13 protein-coding genes are annotated in these 15,416 nt (G+C 50.4%); 7 read left to right on the top strand and 6 right to left on the bottom strand.

Annotated features, from left to right (window positions below):
• Position 1: 1 nt before the first annotated feature.
• On the bottom strand, positions 2 to 1,255 hold the full coding sequence (locus H8L32_RS17360) for an acyltransferase family protein (RefSeq protein ID WP_186948528.1): 1,254 nt from the start codon (positions 1,253 to 1,255) through the stop codon (positions 2 to 4).
• A 36-nt stretch (positions 1,256 to 1,291) separates the two neighbouring features.
• Positions 1,292 to 2,041, bottom strand: a complete 750-nt coding sequence (locus H8L32_RS17365; protein WP_186948529.1) for a LolA family protein — start codon at positions 2,039 to 2,041, stop codon at positions 1,292 to 1,294.
• A 205-nt stretch (positions 2,042 to 2,246) separates the two neighbouring features.
• On the opposite strand from H8L32_RS17365, the gene H8L32_RS17370 reads away from it, so the two are divergent.
• The 4 genes from H8L32_RS17370 to H8L32_RS17385 all read left to right on the top strand — a co-directional run bounded on the left by H8L32_RS17370 (position 2,247) and on the right by H8L32_RS17385 (position 4,571).
• A complete protein-coding gene (locus H8L32_RS17370; RefSeq protein ID WP_186948530.1) occupies positions 2,247 to 2,666 on the top strand; it encodes a DUF2946 domain-containing protein in 420 nt (139 codons plus the stop codon).
• A gap of 165 nt (positions 2,667 to 2,831) precedes the next feature.
• Complete coding sequence (locus H8L32_RS17375; protein WP_230412283.1) at positions 2,832 to 3,428, top strand: SCO family protein; 597 nt, start codon at positions 2,832 to 2,834, stop codon at positions 3,426 to 3,428.
• Positions 3,429 to 3,492: 64 nt separating this feature from the next.
• Positions 3,493 to 3,945, top strand: coding sequence for a copper chaperone PCu(A)C (locus tag H8L32_RS17380; RefSeq protein ID WP_186948531.1), 453 nt, complete (start codon positions 3,493 to 3,495; stop codon positions 3,943 to 3,945).
• A gap of 104 nt (positions 3,946 to 4,049) precedes the next feature.
• Positions 4,050 to 4,571, top strand: coding sequence for a YcnI family copper-binding membrane protein (locus H8L32_RS17385; protein WP_186948532.1), 522 nt, complete (start codon positions 4,050 to 4,052; stop codon positions 4,569 to 4,571).
• A gap of 121 nt (positions 4,572 to 4,692) precedes the next feature.
• Here the strand turns inward: H8L32_RS17385 and H8L32_RS17390 are convergent, their stop codons facing one another.
• Positions 4,693 to 5,112, bottom strand: a complete 420-nt coding sequence (locus H8L32_RS17390; protein ID WP_186948533.1) for an organic hydroperoxide resistance protein — start codon at positions 5,110 to 5,112, stop codon at positions 4,693 to 4,695.
• 380 nt (positions 5,113 to 5,492) lie between these two features.
• On the bottom strand, positions 5,493 to 5,945 hold the full coding sequence (locus H8L32_RS17395; protein ID WP_186948534.1) for a MarR family winged helix-turn-helix transcriptional regulator: 453 nt from the start codon (positions 5,943 to 5,945) through the stop codon (positions 5,493 to 5,495).
• Positions 5,946 to 6,149: 204 nt separating this feature from the next.
• Between H8L32_RS17395 and pyrF the strand changes: the two genes are divergently transcribed.
• On the top strand, positions 6,150 to 6,968 hold the full coding sequence (gene pyrF, locus H8L32_RS17400; protein ID WP_186948535.1) for an orotidine-5'-phosphate decarboxylase: 819 nt from the start codon (positions 6,150 to 6,152) through the stop codon (positions 6,966 to 6,968).
• Between the two features lie 335 nt (positions 6,969 to 7,303).
• Here the strand turns inward: pyrF and H8L32_RS17405 are convergent, their stop codons facing one another.
• Both H8L32_RS17405 and H8L32_RS17410 read right to left on the bottom strand, forming a co-directional pair.
• Positions 7,304 to 8,383, bottom strand: a complete 1,080-nt coding sequence (locus tag H8L32_RS17405; RefSeq protein ID WP_186948536.1) for a porin — start codon at positions 8,381 to 8,383, stop codon at positions 7,304 to 7,306.
• 480 nt (positions 8,384 to 8,863) lie between these two features.
• Positions 8,864 to 12,505: a hydantoinase B/oxoprolinase family protein gene (locus H8L32_RS17410; protein ID WP_186948537.1), complete on the bottom strand. Its 3,642-nt coding sequence runs from the start codon at positions 12,503 to 12,505 to the stop codon at positions 8,864 to 8,866.
• Positions 12,506 to 12,883: 378 nt separating this feature from the next.
• On the opposite strand from H8L32_RS17410, the gene H8L32_RS17415 reads away from it, so the two are divergent.
• Both H8L32_RS17415 and H8L32_RS17420 read left to right on the top strand, forming a co-directional pair.
• Entirely contained in the window at positions 12,884 to 13,954 is a 1,071-nt protein-coding gene (locus H8L32_RS17415; protein ID WP_186948538.1) for a TRAP transporter substrate-binding protein, read from the top strand.
• A 124-nt stretch (positions 13,955 to 14,078) separates the two neighbouring features.
• Positions 14,079 to 15,356, top strand: coding sequence for an ABC transporter substrate-binding protein (locus H8L32_RS17420; protein WP_186948539.1), 1,278 nt, complete (start codon positions 14,079 to 14,081; stop codon positions 15,354 to 15,356).
• The last annotated feature ends 60 nt before the right edge of the window (positions 15,357 to 15,416 follow it).

Here is a 15,416-nt window from a genome sequence, read left to right on the forward strand (position 1 = left end):
GTTATCGGGCCCTGTCTGTTCGCTGGGCACGTTTGCCATTCAACACAGCACCCAGCCAGGTGTATCTTACCAGCCAGTGATAGCTGAGCAGTGTCAGCAATAAAGTGCTGCCCATAATTACCGTCAGTTTGAATAGCCAGTGCCAGTCGCTGCGTGACACACATGCCTGGGTTGCCATGACCAGCGGCAGATGCATCAGGTAAATCCAGTACGACGCATCAGCAATATAGCGCAGTACGGGCTTGTACTGGGTCAGGTAGCACAAGCCCAGACCCGTAAGCCCAAAGCAGAAATGCCATGCAGCAGCGGCATACAGGAAGGCGTATAGCAGCTTGTTCAAGTCGTGGGGTGCTGGCATCAGTCGTGGCACCATGCCAGCAAGCAGCAGGCAATAACTGGTGAGAGAAAATGCCATCAGCAGATGCCAGGTCCAGCGTTTTTTCCAGCCATTAAAAACACTTTGCTCAGACCATAGCAGCCAGCCAAGACCGAACGCCATACCGAAACTGACCCAGGCCGCTCGCCCCGGATAGAGTGACTGATCTGGTGTGGGTACACCAAACCAGTTGATCCAGTAAGGCGTATAAAACAAAGCCAGGGCAACCGGCAGGGCCAGCAGGAAAGGGGCCGCCCAGCCAGTCAGGCTGGCCATGATCAGTGTACCGGCCTTGTTCAGCCACCTGACCATACCGCTGGTTTGCTGGCTTCTCCACAGTACCCACAGCGCTACAGATGGTATATACAACAGCAATAGCATGTACAGAAACCACAGATGAGCCAGCGGGAAACTGTCAGGTGTGAAGCGCGGGCCTGGTGGAGATTGCCTGGGCAAGTTGCCGCCCGACTTGATCCAGGCCGCCAGCACCACGGCTGCAATGATGGCGCTGAAGATCAGCGGCCAGCCTGTAAGCAAGGGCAGGGCGATGCGTCGGCCCCTGTCTTTGATGAAACCGGACACACCTTTTTTCTGTAAACCCATATGCGCAAAAAAACCGGCAAGCATGAAAAACAAAGGCATCCTGAAAACATGAATCATGAAAAATACAGGTCCCAGGACAGCACTTTTTTCATGATCACTGACTACCCAGAAAAACTGAGCACCCGGCAGGAAGGACATGCTTGCATGCAAGAGTACACCCAGCAACAGGGCAAATGCGCGCAGGGCATCCAGTCCATGCAGACGGTCCGTACTGCTGGTGGTTAAAGCGGTATGCTGCGTGCGTGTATGTGTGATGGAGTGCATGGCAGTGTGCATGAAAGTTTCCAGATCAGAAGTAAGGTCTGTGGCAATTCAATTGCCCGCAGGGCGCTGAAAACGGGAGGCTGCAATCACGGGATTGTTATCTACCTGGTCTATGATCATGCGCATGCGCTGACTTGCACCTTTGGTGCCGATTTCTATGCGAAAGGGTAGTTGTAGTCCATCCTGTTTACGGTAATCCATGCTGAAGATTTCCAGCTCTGTCATCTGTCCCATCACAGGTCGTTTTTGTACGCGTTTTACTTCGAGAAAATTGCTGGCATCCAGATAAATGCTGGATTCACCTGTGCCCGGCACGCTGACTTTAATGACATGGACAGACTTGCCATCAAGTTTTTCTTCACCCTGATAGCGTAGCTGGAATCCGGATTTTTGTGCCGCTACCAGGATGCCGTCAAAATAGGCTTCTTCAATCAGCGCAGGCAGTTCATCAGTGGGCATGTTGACGGTCTGTTTGCCGCTGGAAAGAAAAGGGTCTATTTTCCAGGCATCCTTACCATCGTGGGCGCTGCTTTGCACCTGCCCCTGTAGAAAGACATCACGCCGTAACAGATTAGGGCGTTTTGCTTCTACCGTGCTTGGTATTTCAAACGGCGCCATACCGATGATGCGCAATTTGACACGTCTGGATTGCAGCCTGGAAAAATCACCTGTCGCTGCATAGTGTTGTTGCAGGATAGAGTCCAGGTTTGGTAAAGCAGTGCCAGCAGCTTGTGCGTTTGCATGGATAACATGCAGGCAAAGAAAGATGAAAAATACTATACGGTATACAGCAGACATGACATCTCCCCGCCGTATTTGATGGAAATCAAATACGTGTCAAATAAGAAAATAAATATTCAGCGACCTGTGCTATGGCTGCAATCGCTGAACGCATATACTTTTATTCGCCAGTCACCAGAAAAATTCACAACTTACTCAAAATAATTTTTTCTATTCCCTGGACCGGCAGACCCTTATCAGCCATGTTGGTTATAATCCTGCCATGCGTATCTCTTACCGACTCCGGCACTTCACCATATGGCTTGCATGTTTTGCATTGCTGTTCAGTGGCCTGTTGCCATCCCTGGCGACAGGCAGGGAGTCGGGATCAACTGCTATCAGTCAGGCACCTGGCCTGGTGGAACTGTGCAGTGCCAGCGGCAAGACGCTGCTGGATACGGCTACCGGTAAAATTGTCAGGCTTGCTGAAGGCAAAACTGGCCAGCCAGGTGGGCACGCATTTAGTCACTGCGCGCTGTGTCTGCCGCTCAATGATCACTCCATTTTCCTGCCTCCTGTTTTTCCTGAACCTGCAGACAGCAGGCTCAGCGAATTCTTCCCATCCCTGTTTTATCATGCCCCTGTCACGCAGATAGCGTGGGCACATGCGCAAGCCCGCGCCCCGCCTGTCTTTCATAGCTGATCTTCCTAAATACATGATGGCGGTATGGCAGCATTCCAGCCATAGCACCGTCATAGGCGAAGTTACGCAAGCAGACACGCACGCAGTCACACGATAGTGAAAGGATTCAATTCAAGCCTGGATTGAATCCTGATGACTGATATGAGCACAGAAAGGAACACAAAAATGAAGCGACGTTACGCCCTGGAGCTACTTGGCCTGTTTGGGCTGGGCGGCATGGGTTTGCTGGCCTGCCAGCGTCCACCGGTGACATTTAATGGCATTGATATTACGGGTGCTGAATATGGGGCAGATTTTCATCTGCAAGGACATGACGGCAAGACCTATTCCCTGAAAGATTTCAGAAACAAATACCTGTTGATCTTTTTTGGCTTTACACAATGTCCGGATATTTGCCCTACTGCCTTAAGCAGGGCAGTATTGATACGTAAATTGCTGGGCAAGGATGCCAGCCGTTTGCAGGTCATCTTTATTACCATTGACCCAGAACGCGATACCCCGGAATTGCTGGCGCAGTATATGCGGGCATTTGATCCCGGATTTTTGGGTTTATGGGGTAATCTTCAGCAAATAACTGAAGTGGCCAAGGCTTTCCGTGTGTTTTTCAACAAGGTGCCAAGTGGAAGTTCTTACACCATGGACCACACTGCCATCAGTTATGTTTATGATGGCAATGGAAAAATCCGCCTTGCTCTGAAGCATGAACAAACGGCCGAACAATGTGCAGAAGATTTGCGTAATCTGATGCAGTCTGCGGCTTAGAAATAAAATATTCATCATGCTGGAAATTGCATGAATTCTGGATTACTTGAAAAGGAATAAATAAATGAAAAACTTCAATAAACTGGCAGTACTTGCTGCGTTGTTTTCTGGCCTGATCACTTCAGTGCAGGCGCAGGTAACAGTGAAAGAAGCCTGGGCGCGTGCAACTGTGGTCCAGCAAAAAGCCAGTGGCGCTTTCATGCAGATCAGTTCTGTCAAAGATGCAAAACTGGTGGAAGTACGTTCACCGACAGCTGGCATTGCAGAAATGCATAAAATGGAAATGAGTGACAACATCATGAAAATGCGCCAGGTAGACAGCATTGATTTGCCCGCTGGTAAAACGGTGGAGCTGAAACCAGGTGGATTTCATATCATGCTGATGGATTTAAAGAACCAGATCAAGGATGGTGACATCGTACCGCTGGTACTGGTCGTCGAAGGCAAGGACAAGAAACGCGAAACGCTGGAAGTGAAGGCAATCGCAAAGCCCTTGAACCAGGCTGCACATCATTGATTGGCGGTTACCATGAACATGACAAAAAATAAGCCGGGTCATTTATTGTCTGAATTGCCTGAATTGCCTGAACAGGCAAGGCCTTCAGATGTAAGGGGAGAAGTATGAAAAAATCGGGTTTCATTTTACTTGCCGCCTTATTCGCGCAGGCAGCATCTGCACACATTACCCTGGATCAGGCAAAAGCGCCTGCTGGCAGTTATCAGAAACTGACATTCAAGGTGGGACATGGTTGTGATGGCAGTGCCACGCATACCCTGACAGTCATCTTGCCGGAAACCGTGAGCGGTGCCAAACCCATGCCCAAGGCTGGCTGGAAAATTGATACGGTGATAGAAAATCTCAGCACACCTTATACCTCACATGGCAAGACCATCAGCCGTGACGTACGTGAAGTCAGCTGGAGCGGAGGCCCTTTGCCGGATGCTTACTATGATGAATTTTCCATACAGGTAAAGCTGCCTGATACTGCGGGCAAGCTGGCTTTCAAGGTGCTGCAATTATGTGAAAAGGGCAGGCTGGACTGGGTGGAAGTACCTGCTGAAGGGCAGAGCGGCAAGAGCCTGAAAACACCGGCCCCGGTACTGGAACTGGTGAACCACCCTGAGGCCGAGCATCATCATTGATATTTTCATGATGTAGTGTATGTGCATGAAAAACATCCCCCGTCAGATCAATATTGATCATTGCTGACGGGGGATTTTTTACAGCTTGTACCGTCATCAGACGGCATATTTTGCTGCGGTATTACAGAATATTCAAAGTCACATCAATATTGCCGCGTGTGGCGTTGGAATATGGGCAAACTTCATGTGCCTTGTGTACCAGTGCTTCGGCTGCTGCACGGTCCAGGCCAGGCAGGCTGACATTCAGTGTCACGGCCAGACCAAAACCACCCTTGCCATTCGGGCCTATGCCTACCAGGCCATTGACGGATGTATCTGCCGGCAGTGCTGTTTTCTGGGCCGCTGCGACAAATTTCATGGCACCGATGAAACAGGCGGAATAACCGGCAGCAAACATTTGTTCTGGATTGGTGCCTTCACCACCTGCGCCACCGAGTTCTTTTGGGGTCGTCAGTTTGACTTCCAGCTGATTGTCGCTGGAAACGGCACGGCCATCACGACCACCAGTGGCTGTTGCATTTGCTGTGTAAAGTACTTGCATTATCTTGCTCCTTGTTCGGGTTGATTGAGTGGCTACGAATGCCATGGATGAACTATATCGCGCAATTAAATTGTGTGCAATCTAATTTCTCATTGTTTTTTTCTATAGGCATCATAGTAGGCATATGTGTTTATTCAAGGGCTTGTTACAAAATCAATAGAAAAAATCCTTGTTGAGTGCATCTCATGACCTGAGAACCTGCCTACGATCTGTAGCGAGCGTGCGTGCTTCAGCGGGGTGGGGGTAATATTCATGACAACTAAGCGCAGCGCAAAAGTGGAATGTACTCTGGTACGTGCGCATTTTGATCAGCACATGAACCCTGCGTGAACTCTGATTGCGCACATTCGCTACAGATCGCAAACAGGTTCCAAGATGCTTCAGGTATTGAGCAACTCTGTCCTCAAAGCGCCCAGGCTGGTGCGCAGGTCTATCAGGGTTTCCTTGCTTTGTCCGCTGGCACAGAGGATTTTTTGCGGGATGTCCATGGCCGCCTTCCTCAACTCCCTGCCAGCTGTTGTCAGTGTAATTCTGACCTGGCGCTCATCTGCGTCATCACGCTGGCGCTGCAACAAACCATTTGCTTCCAGGCGTTTCAGCAAGGGGGTCAGAGTGCCGGAATCCAGGAACAGGGCGTTGCCGATCTCCTTGACCAGTACCTTGTCCTGCTCCCATAAAACCAGCATGACCAGATATTGCGGATAGGTAAGTCCGAGTTCCTCCAGCAGGGGCTTATACGCCTTCGTCAGGGCCAGGGATGAAGAATACAGGGCAAAGCAGAATTGGTTTTCCAGTGCCAGCATGTTGATGGGGGGATCAGCAGGTTTTTTCATCATGGCACTCGTGGTGATAGGGTAGCCGTGGGGCGGCAAAAAAGTCTTTGTCAGTCATGATAAACAGTTTCTTCAAGCTGTAGCAAACTTGCTGCAAGATGTTTGTTCGCCGGGACGGGCCTGGTTTGAGATTGGTCAGGGGCGGCAAGGTATAATGTCGGTCGTCATGCGTGGCTTTGCCACCGTCTACCGTATGAGGATAATGTGAGCTTTATCGAGAAACTTTCTGCCGCCTGGACGGCAAACAATTCCCTGCTGTGCGTGGGGCTGGACCCGGATGTCAGTCGCTTTCCGGTAGAGCTGGCAGGCAAACCGGATGCCATATTTACATTTTGCAAAACCGTGATTGATGCGACGGCAGACCTGGCATGTTCATTCAAGCCACAGATTGCCTATTTTGCCGCCCTGCGTGCAGAAGATCAACTGGAAGCAATTTGCCGTTATATCAAGACGGCGTATCCGCATATCCCTGTGATTCTGGATGCCAAGCGTGGTGATATCGGTGCCACTGCCGGTCAGTATGCACGTGAAGCATTTGAACGTTATGCAGCCGATGCCGTGACCGTCAACCCTTACATGGGTTTTGACTCCGTTGCGCCGTATCTCGAATGGCAAGACCGGGGCGTCATCATACTTTGCCGTACATCGAATGCCGGTGGCTCTGATCTGCAATTTCTGGATGTCGGCGGCAAGCCTTTGTACCAGCACGTGGCGCAACTGGTAGCCGATAAATGGAATACCAATGGTCAGTGTGCCCTGGTGGTCGGCGCGACTTTCCCGAATGAACTGGCGCAGGTGCGTGCCCTGACGGGGGATATGCCCTTGCTGGTGCCAGGCATTGGTGCACAGGGAGGAGATATTGCTGCGACGGTGCAGGCTGGCAAGACAGCAAACGGCACTGGCATGATGATCAATTCTTCACGCGCCATTTTGTATCCGGCACTGCAGGCAGGTGAAAGCAATGTCGCTGCGATTCGCCGGGTCGCGCTGGAAACCCGCGACACGATCAATACTTACCGCTAAGTTGCTTCGGTAATACAACAAGCTTCTTGTATTTGCTGCCTGGACGCTTGTTGTAAAAGATTATACGTGTCACCGGTCCACTCACTTTTTATACGTGGATCGGTAACGTGAAGCGCATCGCCACAAACGTCCTTGTGAAATTTTGCTGAACGCACTTCACTGCCTGACGTTCTTTTTAAAACTTGTTTACGATCTGTAGCGAGCGTCAGCGGGGTAAGGGTAACCAAGCGCAGCGCAAAAAGCGGAATGTACTTTGGTACATGAGCATTTTGAGCAGCACATGAGCCCCGCGCAGACTCCGATTGCGCCCGCGCAGTAAGATCGTAAACAGGTTTTTAGAAACTGTGGCGTATGCCCAGATGCAGGGCCTTATCACCAGAACCGGCTTCAATGGCACTACCTACGGTATAGCCGGCACCATTCTTGTTATCTATTTTGGCGTAAGCCGCATACAGATCAGTGCGCTTGGACAGAGAGTACAGGTAGGCCACAGCCAACTGGCTGGCATCCTGGTTTTTTACTGTCTTGTCGTCTTTGCGGATATAGGAAGCCAGTATCTTGTTGCTGCCGAATGGCACTGTCACGCCCACCAAAAAGTCAGTGGAATCTGTTGATGCTGTTGGTGCCACCAGGCTGCCGAAGGGGTTGGCGGTATTGCGCAGTGGCGAGCTGTTCAGGCCCTTGTTAACACCGTAGGCCAGATGCGCTTTGGCCACACCAAAATCATAGGTGGCAGCCAGCAGGGTGGTTTTGCCATCTTCCGTATTTTTAAGTGTTGCCGTGTCATTGTTGCGGTTGTGGTAGCCCAGACGTACCGCAAACGGGCCGGATGTATAGGCAATTGCCGCACCCAACTGACGACTGGCAGAGGTATCGCCCGCGGTTTCGCCAAAGCCGTAGGCCAGTTCACCAGTCAGACCATCAAAAGAAGGCGTGACGTATTTCAAGGTGTTGTCCATACGGCTGGCACCGGTGCCGGAGTTAGGCATGATATTGGCAGCATCGCCAGCAAAGCCGGTACCGAAGGGATCAGCAAAAGCCAGTGTCAGGTATTCTGGCGTGTACTGACGACCTGCAGTCAAGGTACCAAAATCCCCCTTGATACCGAGGTAGGCCTGGCGACCAAACATCAAGCCACCCTGGCCTGATGAACCGGTATCGACGTTGATGCCGCTTTCCAGCAAGAAGAAAGCAGACAGACCACCACCCAGGTCTTCAGTGCCCTTGAAACCCAGACGCGAACCCGAACCAATACCGCTGGTCAGCTTGCTGACAGAACCGGCGCTGCCGCCGTTTTCTATGGCAATGCCGGTATCCACGATACCGTAAATGGTAACGGAAGACTGGGCCGATGCAGAGCCGGCAAAAGTGCCAATAACGCCAAGTAAGGCAAGTGCAAGAAACGTCTTTTTCATTTGATTCTCTCAAAAAATAGGTAAGGAAATAATTTCGCTGCCAAAAGAATCGCCTGTTGCCGGGATGCCCCATCGTATGAATGCGACATCTGTGCTGCGGTGTTCAAGCTATACCGGCAATGCCAACAACAAGGGCGATATGTGTACTGAGGGTACTAATGGTGATACACGTGCTTACCGACCGGATTTCCTGTCATCGCAGTCGGTAATTTATTATCGATGAAAAATAAGATGTTTACATATATATTATTTATAAAACGTTGATAAAAAATAGATGAAACGTTGTTAAAAAGTTGAAATTGAACTTGGGGAAATATTTATGGAATATCCGTATGCTGGCGACGGAGGGTAATTATTTTGTCGCAGGTGATGAAAATAAAAATGGCCGGTGATGACTTCATCACCGGCCATTCTTCAGGCGCGTTCAGTTACTGCAAAGCTAGTTGATAGTGCTGCTTGCAATGCGTCGGGCCATGCACATCATGCTTTACCGTAGCCACCTCCACCTGGTGTTTCAATCACGAAGATATCGCCTGCCTGCATGTCGGTACTGGCGACAAATCCCAGTTCCTCAGTCTTGCCATTATTTCTGATGACATAGTTTTTACCGCAGGCACCGTCGGCACCGCCAGCTGTGCCAAATGGTGCATACACGCGATTATTCGACAGGATGGAAGCAGTCATGTTTTCCAGGAAGCGTATCTTTCTGACGCCACCATTACCACCATGCCAGCGACCCGTGCCACCTGAATCAGGCTTGATTTCATAGCTTTCCAGCCTGACCGGATAACGCCATTCCAGAATTTCCGGATCGGTAAGACGTGAATTCGTCATATGTGTCTGTACGACATCCGTACCGTTGAAACCTTCGCCTGCGCCTGAGCCGCCAGAGATGGTTTCATAGTATTGATAATCATCATTGCCGAAGGTGAAATTGTTCATGGTACCCGGGGATGATGCGACCACACCCAGCGCACCATACAGTGCATTGGTAATACAACTTGAAGTTTCCACATTGCCGGATACCACCGCAGCAGGGTAGCGCGGATTAAGCATCGAACCTTCCGGGATGATGACTTTCAGCGGTTTCAGGCAACCGGCATTGAGTGGGATATCGTCATCGATCAATGTACGGAATACATACAACACTGCAGCCATGCAAATCGCGCTGGGTGCATTGAAGTTATTATTCAGTTGTGGCGACGTACCGGTAAAATCCACTTCGGCAGAACGTGAAGCATGATCAACCCGGATGGCAACCTTGATGATGGCACCGTTGTCGAGCCTGTATTCATAATGGCTGTCTTGCAGGGCCGTGATGACACGCCTGACCGCTTCTTCTGCATTGTCCTGCACATGGCTCATATAGGCCTGCACCACATCCAGTCCATAGTGCTGCACCATTTTCAGCAACTCATCGACGCCTTTCTGGTTGGCGGCAATCTGAGCCTGGAAGTCGGCCAGGTTTTGATGGATATTGCGGCATGGGTATTTACCTGAAGAGAGCAGGGCGATGGTTTCTTTCTCCAGGAACTTGCCAGCACTGACCAGTTTGAAATTATTGATCAGTACCCCTTCTTCTTCCACCACTGTGCTGTCTGCCGGCATTGAGCCTGGTGTGATGCCGCCTATGTCGGCATGGTGGCCGCGTGAGCCCACATAGAACAGAACTTCGGTGCCCGCGGCATTGAAGGCCGGGGTGATAACCGTAACGTCAGGCAAGTGCGTGCCGCCGTTATACGGGTCGTTGAGCATATACACATCACCCGGCTTCATGCTGCCGGCATTGGCGCGGATGATGGTCTTGATGCTGTCGCCCATGGAACCCAGATGCACAGGAATATGCGGCGCATTCGCAATCAGGTTGCCTTCGGCATCAAATAGTGCGCAAGAAAAATCCAGGCGTTCCTTGATATTGACCGAGAAGGCAGTATTTTGCAGGCGCAGGCCCATTTGCTCGGCGATACTCATGAACAGGTTATTGAATACCTCCAGCATCACCGGATCTGCTTTGGTGCCTATGGCCTGGCGTTTCGGACGTGCTTCCAGACGCGTGAATACCAGGTGATCCAGGGCCGTGACTTCGGCCCCCCAGCCTGGTTCTATGATATTGGTGGCATTTTTCTCGGCAATGATGGCCGGACCCCTGATGTGATCACCCGGGCGCATGTCTTCCCGTGCATAAAGACCGGTGTCGTGCCATTTTCCACCAGAAAAAAGCTGGACGATTTCTACCGGTTTCAGCGTCTGATTATTTTCCCGCGGGGGCAGATAGTCGACGCTTTCATTACCTTCACCCGAATTGCCTATGGCTTCTACCGAAATTGCTTCTATCACCAACTGCTTGTTCGGCATCAGGAAGGAATAGCGTTTCTTGTAGGCAGATTCAAACTGGTAAATCATGCCGGCAATATCCTGCATGCCAACCACGATGACAGAATCTGTACCTTCATAGCGCAAATGCACGCGCTGTTTGACACTGAGGTTTTCTATTAACACGCCTTGCTCAAGCAAATCATTTTTTGCCGAAGCAGACAGGCGGGCCAGGTGTTTTTCCAGTGCGGGGAGAGACGTTGGTGCCAGCGGCAATTCCATGGCCTGCTCGCGCATCGCAGTCTGGTCTGCCAGGCCCATGCCATATGCGGACAGCACGCCAGAGAATGGATGAGCAAATACTTTTGTCATGCCCAGCGCATCCGCCACCAGGCAGGCATGCTGACCACCGGCACCACCGAAAGTGGTCAGAGTATAGTCAGTCACATCATGGCCGCGCTGTACCGAGATGAATTTGATGGCATTGGCCATATTGCCTACGGCAATTTCAATAAAGCCTTCGGCTACTTCTTCTGGTGATTTGCGTATGCCGGTAGCTTTTTCTATTTCTGCAGCCATGGCAGTAAATTTTTCCACCACGGCGTCGCGGTCCAGCGACTGGTCGGCTTTCGGGCCAAACACCTTGGGGAAATAAGCTGGCTGGATTTTCCCCAGCATGACATTGCAATCGGTCACGGCCAGCTGGCCGCCACGCCGATAGCTGGTGGGGCCAGGATTGGCACCGGCACTGTCAGGGCCAACGCGATAGCGGGTACCATCAAAATGCAGGATGGAACCACCACCGGCGGCGACCGTATGGATGCTCATCATTGGTGCCCGCATTCTGACACCGGCAACCTGGGTTTCAAATTCACGTTCAAATTCACCAGCGTAATGGGATACATCCGTCGATGTGCCGCCCATGTCAAAGCCAATGATTTTATCAAAGCCGGCAGTCTGCGCCGTGCGTACCATGCCAACGATGCCACCGGCCGGACCGGACAGAATGGAGTCCTTGCCCTGGAAACGATGGGCATCTGTCAGGCCACCATTGCTTTGCATGAAGAACAGACGCACGCCATCCATCTTGCTGGCAACCTGATCGACATAGCGTCGCAATATGGGCGACAGATAGGCATCCACCACCGTGGTATCGCCACGCGAGATCAGCTTCATCATCGGGCTGACTTTGTTGGAAATGGAAATCTGTGTGAAACCAGCTTCCGTTGCCAGCCTGCCTATGCGATCTTCATGCTGGGTATGGCGATAGCCATGCATGAGCACAATCGCCAGTGCGCGATAACCGTCCTTATATAAGACAGCCAGTTCTGTTTTGACGGCATCTTCATCCAATGCCTGCAACACATTGCCCTGGGCATCGATGCGCTCATCGACTTCCACCACTTTTCCATACAACAGTTCTGGCAATACGATATGGCGGTCAAACAGGCGCGGCCGGTTCTGGTAGGCGATGCGCAAGGCGTCACGAAAACCTTTGGTTATTATCAGTGCAGTCGGGTCGCCCTTGCGTTCCAGCAAGGCATTGGTGGCAACCGTAGTTCCCATCTTTACGGCAGAGACCAGTGCGGGTGAAATATTCTGTTCTGAACTTAAACCGAGCAGACCCTGTATACCAGCGACGGCAGCGTCTTTATATTGCTCCGGGTTTTCTGACAGTAATTTATGTGTCAGTAGTTTTCCATCCGGACGGCGCGCCACGATATCGGTAAACGTACCACCGCGATCTATCCAGAATTGCCAGCGTTGATCTTCAGGCAGATCTTCGTGCGCTTGTTTCTGTTCGTTCATTTTGCAACCACCTTTCATAAAGAGATGTTGCCGTCCACCGGCAAAGTCTAATCTCGGTTTGATCCGCCATCCACATCCAGGGCAACAGTCCTTGTGTCAAAAATCAGACAGTTCCCATATTTAACTGTTGCACGAAGGCAGCAAGTGGAATGGATTTCCAGTACTAAAAAAACAAAAAACATCACTGTTCTTGTGCATCTCCGCCACAGCGTGGTGCAGTTTTTTAAAACAGATTCAGAGTAGGAAAAAAACTTTATAAACATCTTGTGGATTTTTCCTTTAATGATATTGTAGTGTTTATTGAGATTAAATGTAATATATTTTATTGACGTTTTATCGATAAAACGTTTACGATATAAAACATCGAAAGGGTAAATGATGTCTGACTTAAAGCAATATAAGTTGATCTTGTCCTCGTCATATGCCCGCTTTCGATCAGGTATCAAAGGGTTTGCAGGGCTATCCGTCGTAGTATCAGTAACCGTATCAGTAACCATATTGATGATGGCCTTGCCCTGTCAGGCAGAAGAGACAGAGGTACGTTTCGCCACTGCTTATGCTGCCGATAATTTTCAGACTTTGAATCTGCTGCAATTTGCCAAAGACGTCATGGCAAGCACCGGGGGAAGAGTGAAGATGAGTATCTTTGCTGCTGGCACCTTGTTGAAGCCAGCAGAAATTTTTGCCGGTGTCATCAGCGACAAAGCCGAGGCAGGGGAAGTCATCATGTCCAGCCTGGCAAAAGATATACCGGTATTTGGTGTGGATTCTCTACCTTTTACCGTCAGGGGTTATGAAGATGCTTATAACCTGTGGATGGCGTCAAAACCTGAAGTGGAAAAGGCGCTCAACAAGCGTGGTTTGAAGTTGCTTTACACGGTGCCGTGGCCACCACAGAATCTATATTCAAAAAAGCCCTTGAGTTCACTGGCAGATTTCAAGGGTATGCGCATGCGCAGTTATAACCCTGCCAGCGAAAGAATCGCCGAATTGGCCCTGGCGACAGCCGTGCCGGTGCAGGTGATTGATCTGGAAAAGGCGATTGCCAGTGACAAGCTGGACCTGATGATTACCTCAAGCTGGACCGGGGTGGAAACCAGGGCCTGGAGCAAGATGCAGTATTACTACCGGGCCAATGCATGGATACCAAAGAACATGGTCTTCATCAGTCAAAAGGTATTTGCCCGATTTGACGCGGATACGCAAAAGAAAATCATGGATGCGGCCCAGCATGCCGAAAAACGTGGCTGGGATATGAGCAGGGACAGTGATGCCGGTTTTGAAAACCAGTTGCGCAACAACAAGGTTAAGGTCGACCGTGTCGACGCGCTATTAAGAAATAACCTGGACAGACTGGGTGAGCAGTTTGTCAGGGAATGGCTGAAAACAGCAAGCAGTGAAGAAGTATCGATTTTATTGAAATACACGACCGAAAGGTCGATGAAGTAAATCTTTGGCTGGCAGGTCCGGTAAATGCGGACCAATGCAGGCAAGGACAGGAGTTGCAGCATAGGAAACGGCTCTCATCAAGGTAGCAGAGGGCTTACATTTAATTAAATTGGAGCGTTTAATAATGTTTACAAATACCATCAAGAGAATTGCCCGCGCCGGTCTTCTGGCCAGTCTGGGATTGAGCTTTTGCTACTCCGCCTATGCGCAGCAAGAGATCAAGATAGGCGTCATTTATCCATTGTCCGGTGCTGCGGCATCGTCAGGCAGTGAAATGAAAAACGCGCTGGAACTGGCCGCGGACATCGTCAACAATGGCGCAAAAAGCGTTCCCAATCTGCCATTTTCTGCCGGCGGTGGTTTGCCAAACCTGAAAGGTGCCAAGATCAAGCTGGTATTTGCTGATCATCAGGGCAACCCGCAAATTGGTGCGACTGAAACCGAACGATTGATCACCCAGGAAAAAGTGGTTGCCATTGTCGGTGCCTACTTCAGTAATGTGACGGCTACCTCCAGCCAGGTGGCTGAAAAATACAAGATTCCTTATGTCAATCCGGAATCATCTTCTTCCACGTTGACACAGCGCGGCTTCAAATGGTTCTTTCGTACCACGGCCCATGATGATTTGTTCGTGCATAATTTCTTTGACTTCTTCAAGGAGCTGGAAGCCAAAAAAGGTATCAAGGTCAAGCAACTGGCAACCTTCAATGAAAATACCCTGTGGGGCAATGAAACCACCAAGCTGGAAACCAAGCTGGCAGCAGAAAAAGGCTATAACCTGGTGAAGACCATAGTCTATCCGGCGAAAAGCACACAGCTGACTTCCGAAGTGCAGCAATTGAAATCAGCCAGCCCGCAAGTGGTGATGCAGTCTTCCTATCTGGGTGACGCCATCATGGCGATGAAAACCTATAAGGAACTGGGTTTTTCACCTGACATGATCCTGGCCAACAATGCCGGTTTTACCGATACAGAATTCCGTCGCACCCTGGGCAAGGATGCTGATTATGTCATCACCCGCGAAGTCTGGTCGCCAGATCTGGCGAAGAACAATCCGCTGATCAAGCAGGTCAATGATTTGTTCAACAGTAAATACAAGATCGACTTTACCGGCAATTCTTCCCGTACCTTTACTGGTCTGATGACACTGGTGGATGCGATTAACCGTGCCGGTTCTACCGAGCCAGAAGCAATTCGCAAAGCCCTGACGGAAACCAATATTCCAGCCAACAAACTGATCATGCCATGGAAGGGTGTGAAGTTTGATGAAAACGGTCAGAACGTCCTGGGTTCCGGCATTCTGGTACAGATCATCGACGGCAAATACAACACGGTCTGGCCTTTCGACCTGGCGACCAAAGATGTCGTTTGGCCTATGCCAAAGTGGGATCAACGCAAGTAACAAGCACAGCAAAAAAGAAGCATGTTTTCCCGGCCTTCTGGCCGGGCAAGAGCAAAGATA

The organism is Undibacterium hunanense, assembly GCF_014284335.1.
Lineage (GTDB): Bacteria > Pseudomonadota > Gammaproteobacteria > Burkholderiales > Burkholderiaceae_D > Undibacterium > Undibacterium hunanense.

Coding starts and splice junctions, on each gene's coding strand:
- H8L32_RS17360 (WP_186948528.1), bottom strand. CDS start 1,255: ATGCACACTGCCATGCACTCCATCACACATACACGCACGCAGCATACC.
- H8L32_RS17365 (WP_186948529.1), bottom strand. CDS start 2,041: ATGTCTGCTGTATACCGTATAGTATTTTTCATCTTTCTTTGCCTGCAT.
- H8L32_RS17415 (WP_186948538.1), top strand. CDS start 12,884: ATGTCTGACTTAAAGCAATATAAGTTGATCTTGTCCTCGTCATATGCC.
- H8L32_RS17385 (WP_186948532.1), top strand. CDS start 4,050: ATGAAAAAATCGGGTTTCATTTTACTTGCCGCCTTATTCGCGCAGGCA.
- H8L32_RS17405 (WP_186948536.1), bottom strand. CDS start 8,383: ATGAAAAAGACGTTTCTTGCACTTGCCTTACTTGGCGTTATTGGCACT.
- H8L32_RS17370 (WP_186948530.1), top strand. CDS start 2,247: ATGCGTATCTCTTACCGACTCCGGCACTTCACCATATGGCTTGCATGT.
- H8L32_RS17410 (WP_186948537.1), bottom strand. CDS start 12,505: ATGAACGAACAGAAACAAGCGCACGAAGATCTGCCTGAAGATCAACGC.
- H8L32_RS17420 (WP_186948539.1), top strand. CDS start 14,079: ATGTTTACAAATACCATCAAGAGAATTGCCCGCGCCGGTCTTCTGGCC.
- H8L32_RS17380 (WP_186948531.1), top strand. CDS start 3,493: ATGAAAAACTTCAATAAACTGGCAGTACTTGCTGCGTTGTTTTCTGGC.
- H8L32_RS17375 (WP_230412283.1), top strand. CDS start 2,832: ATGAAGCGACGTTACGCCCTGGAGCTACTTGGCCTGTTTGGGCTGGGC.
- H8L32_RS17390 (WP_186948533.1), bottom strand. CDS start 5,112: ATGCAAGTACTTTACACAGCAAATGCAACAGCCACTGGTGGTCGTGAT.
- H8L32_RS17395 (WP_186948534.1), bottom strand. CDS start 5,945: ATGAAAAAACCTGCTGATCCCCCCATCAACATGCTGGCACTGGAAAAC.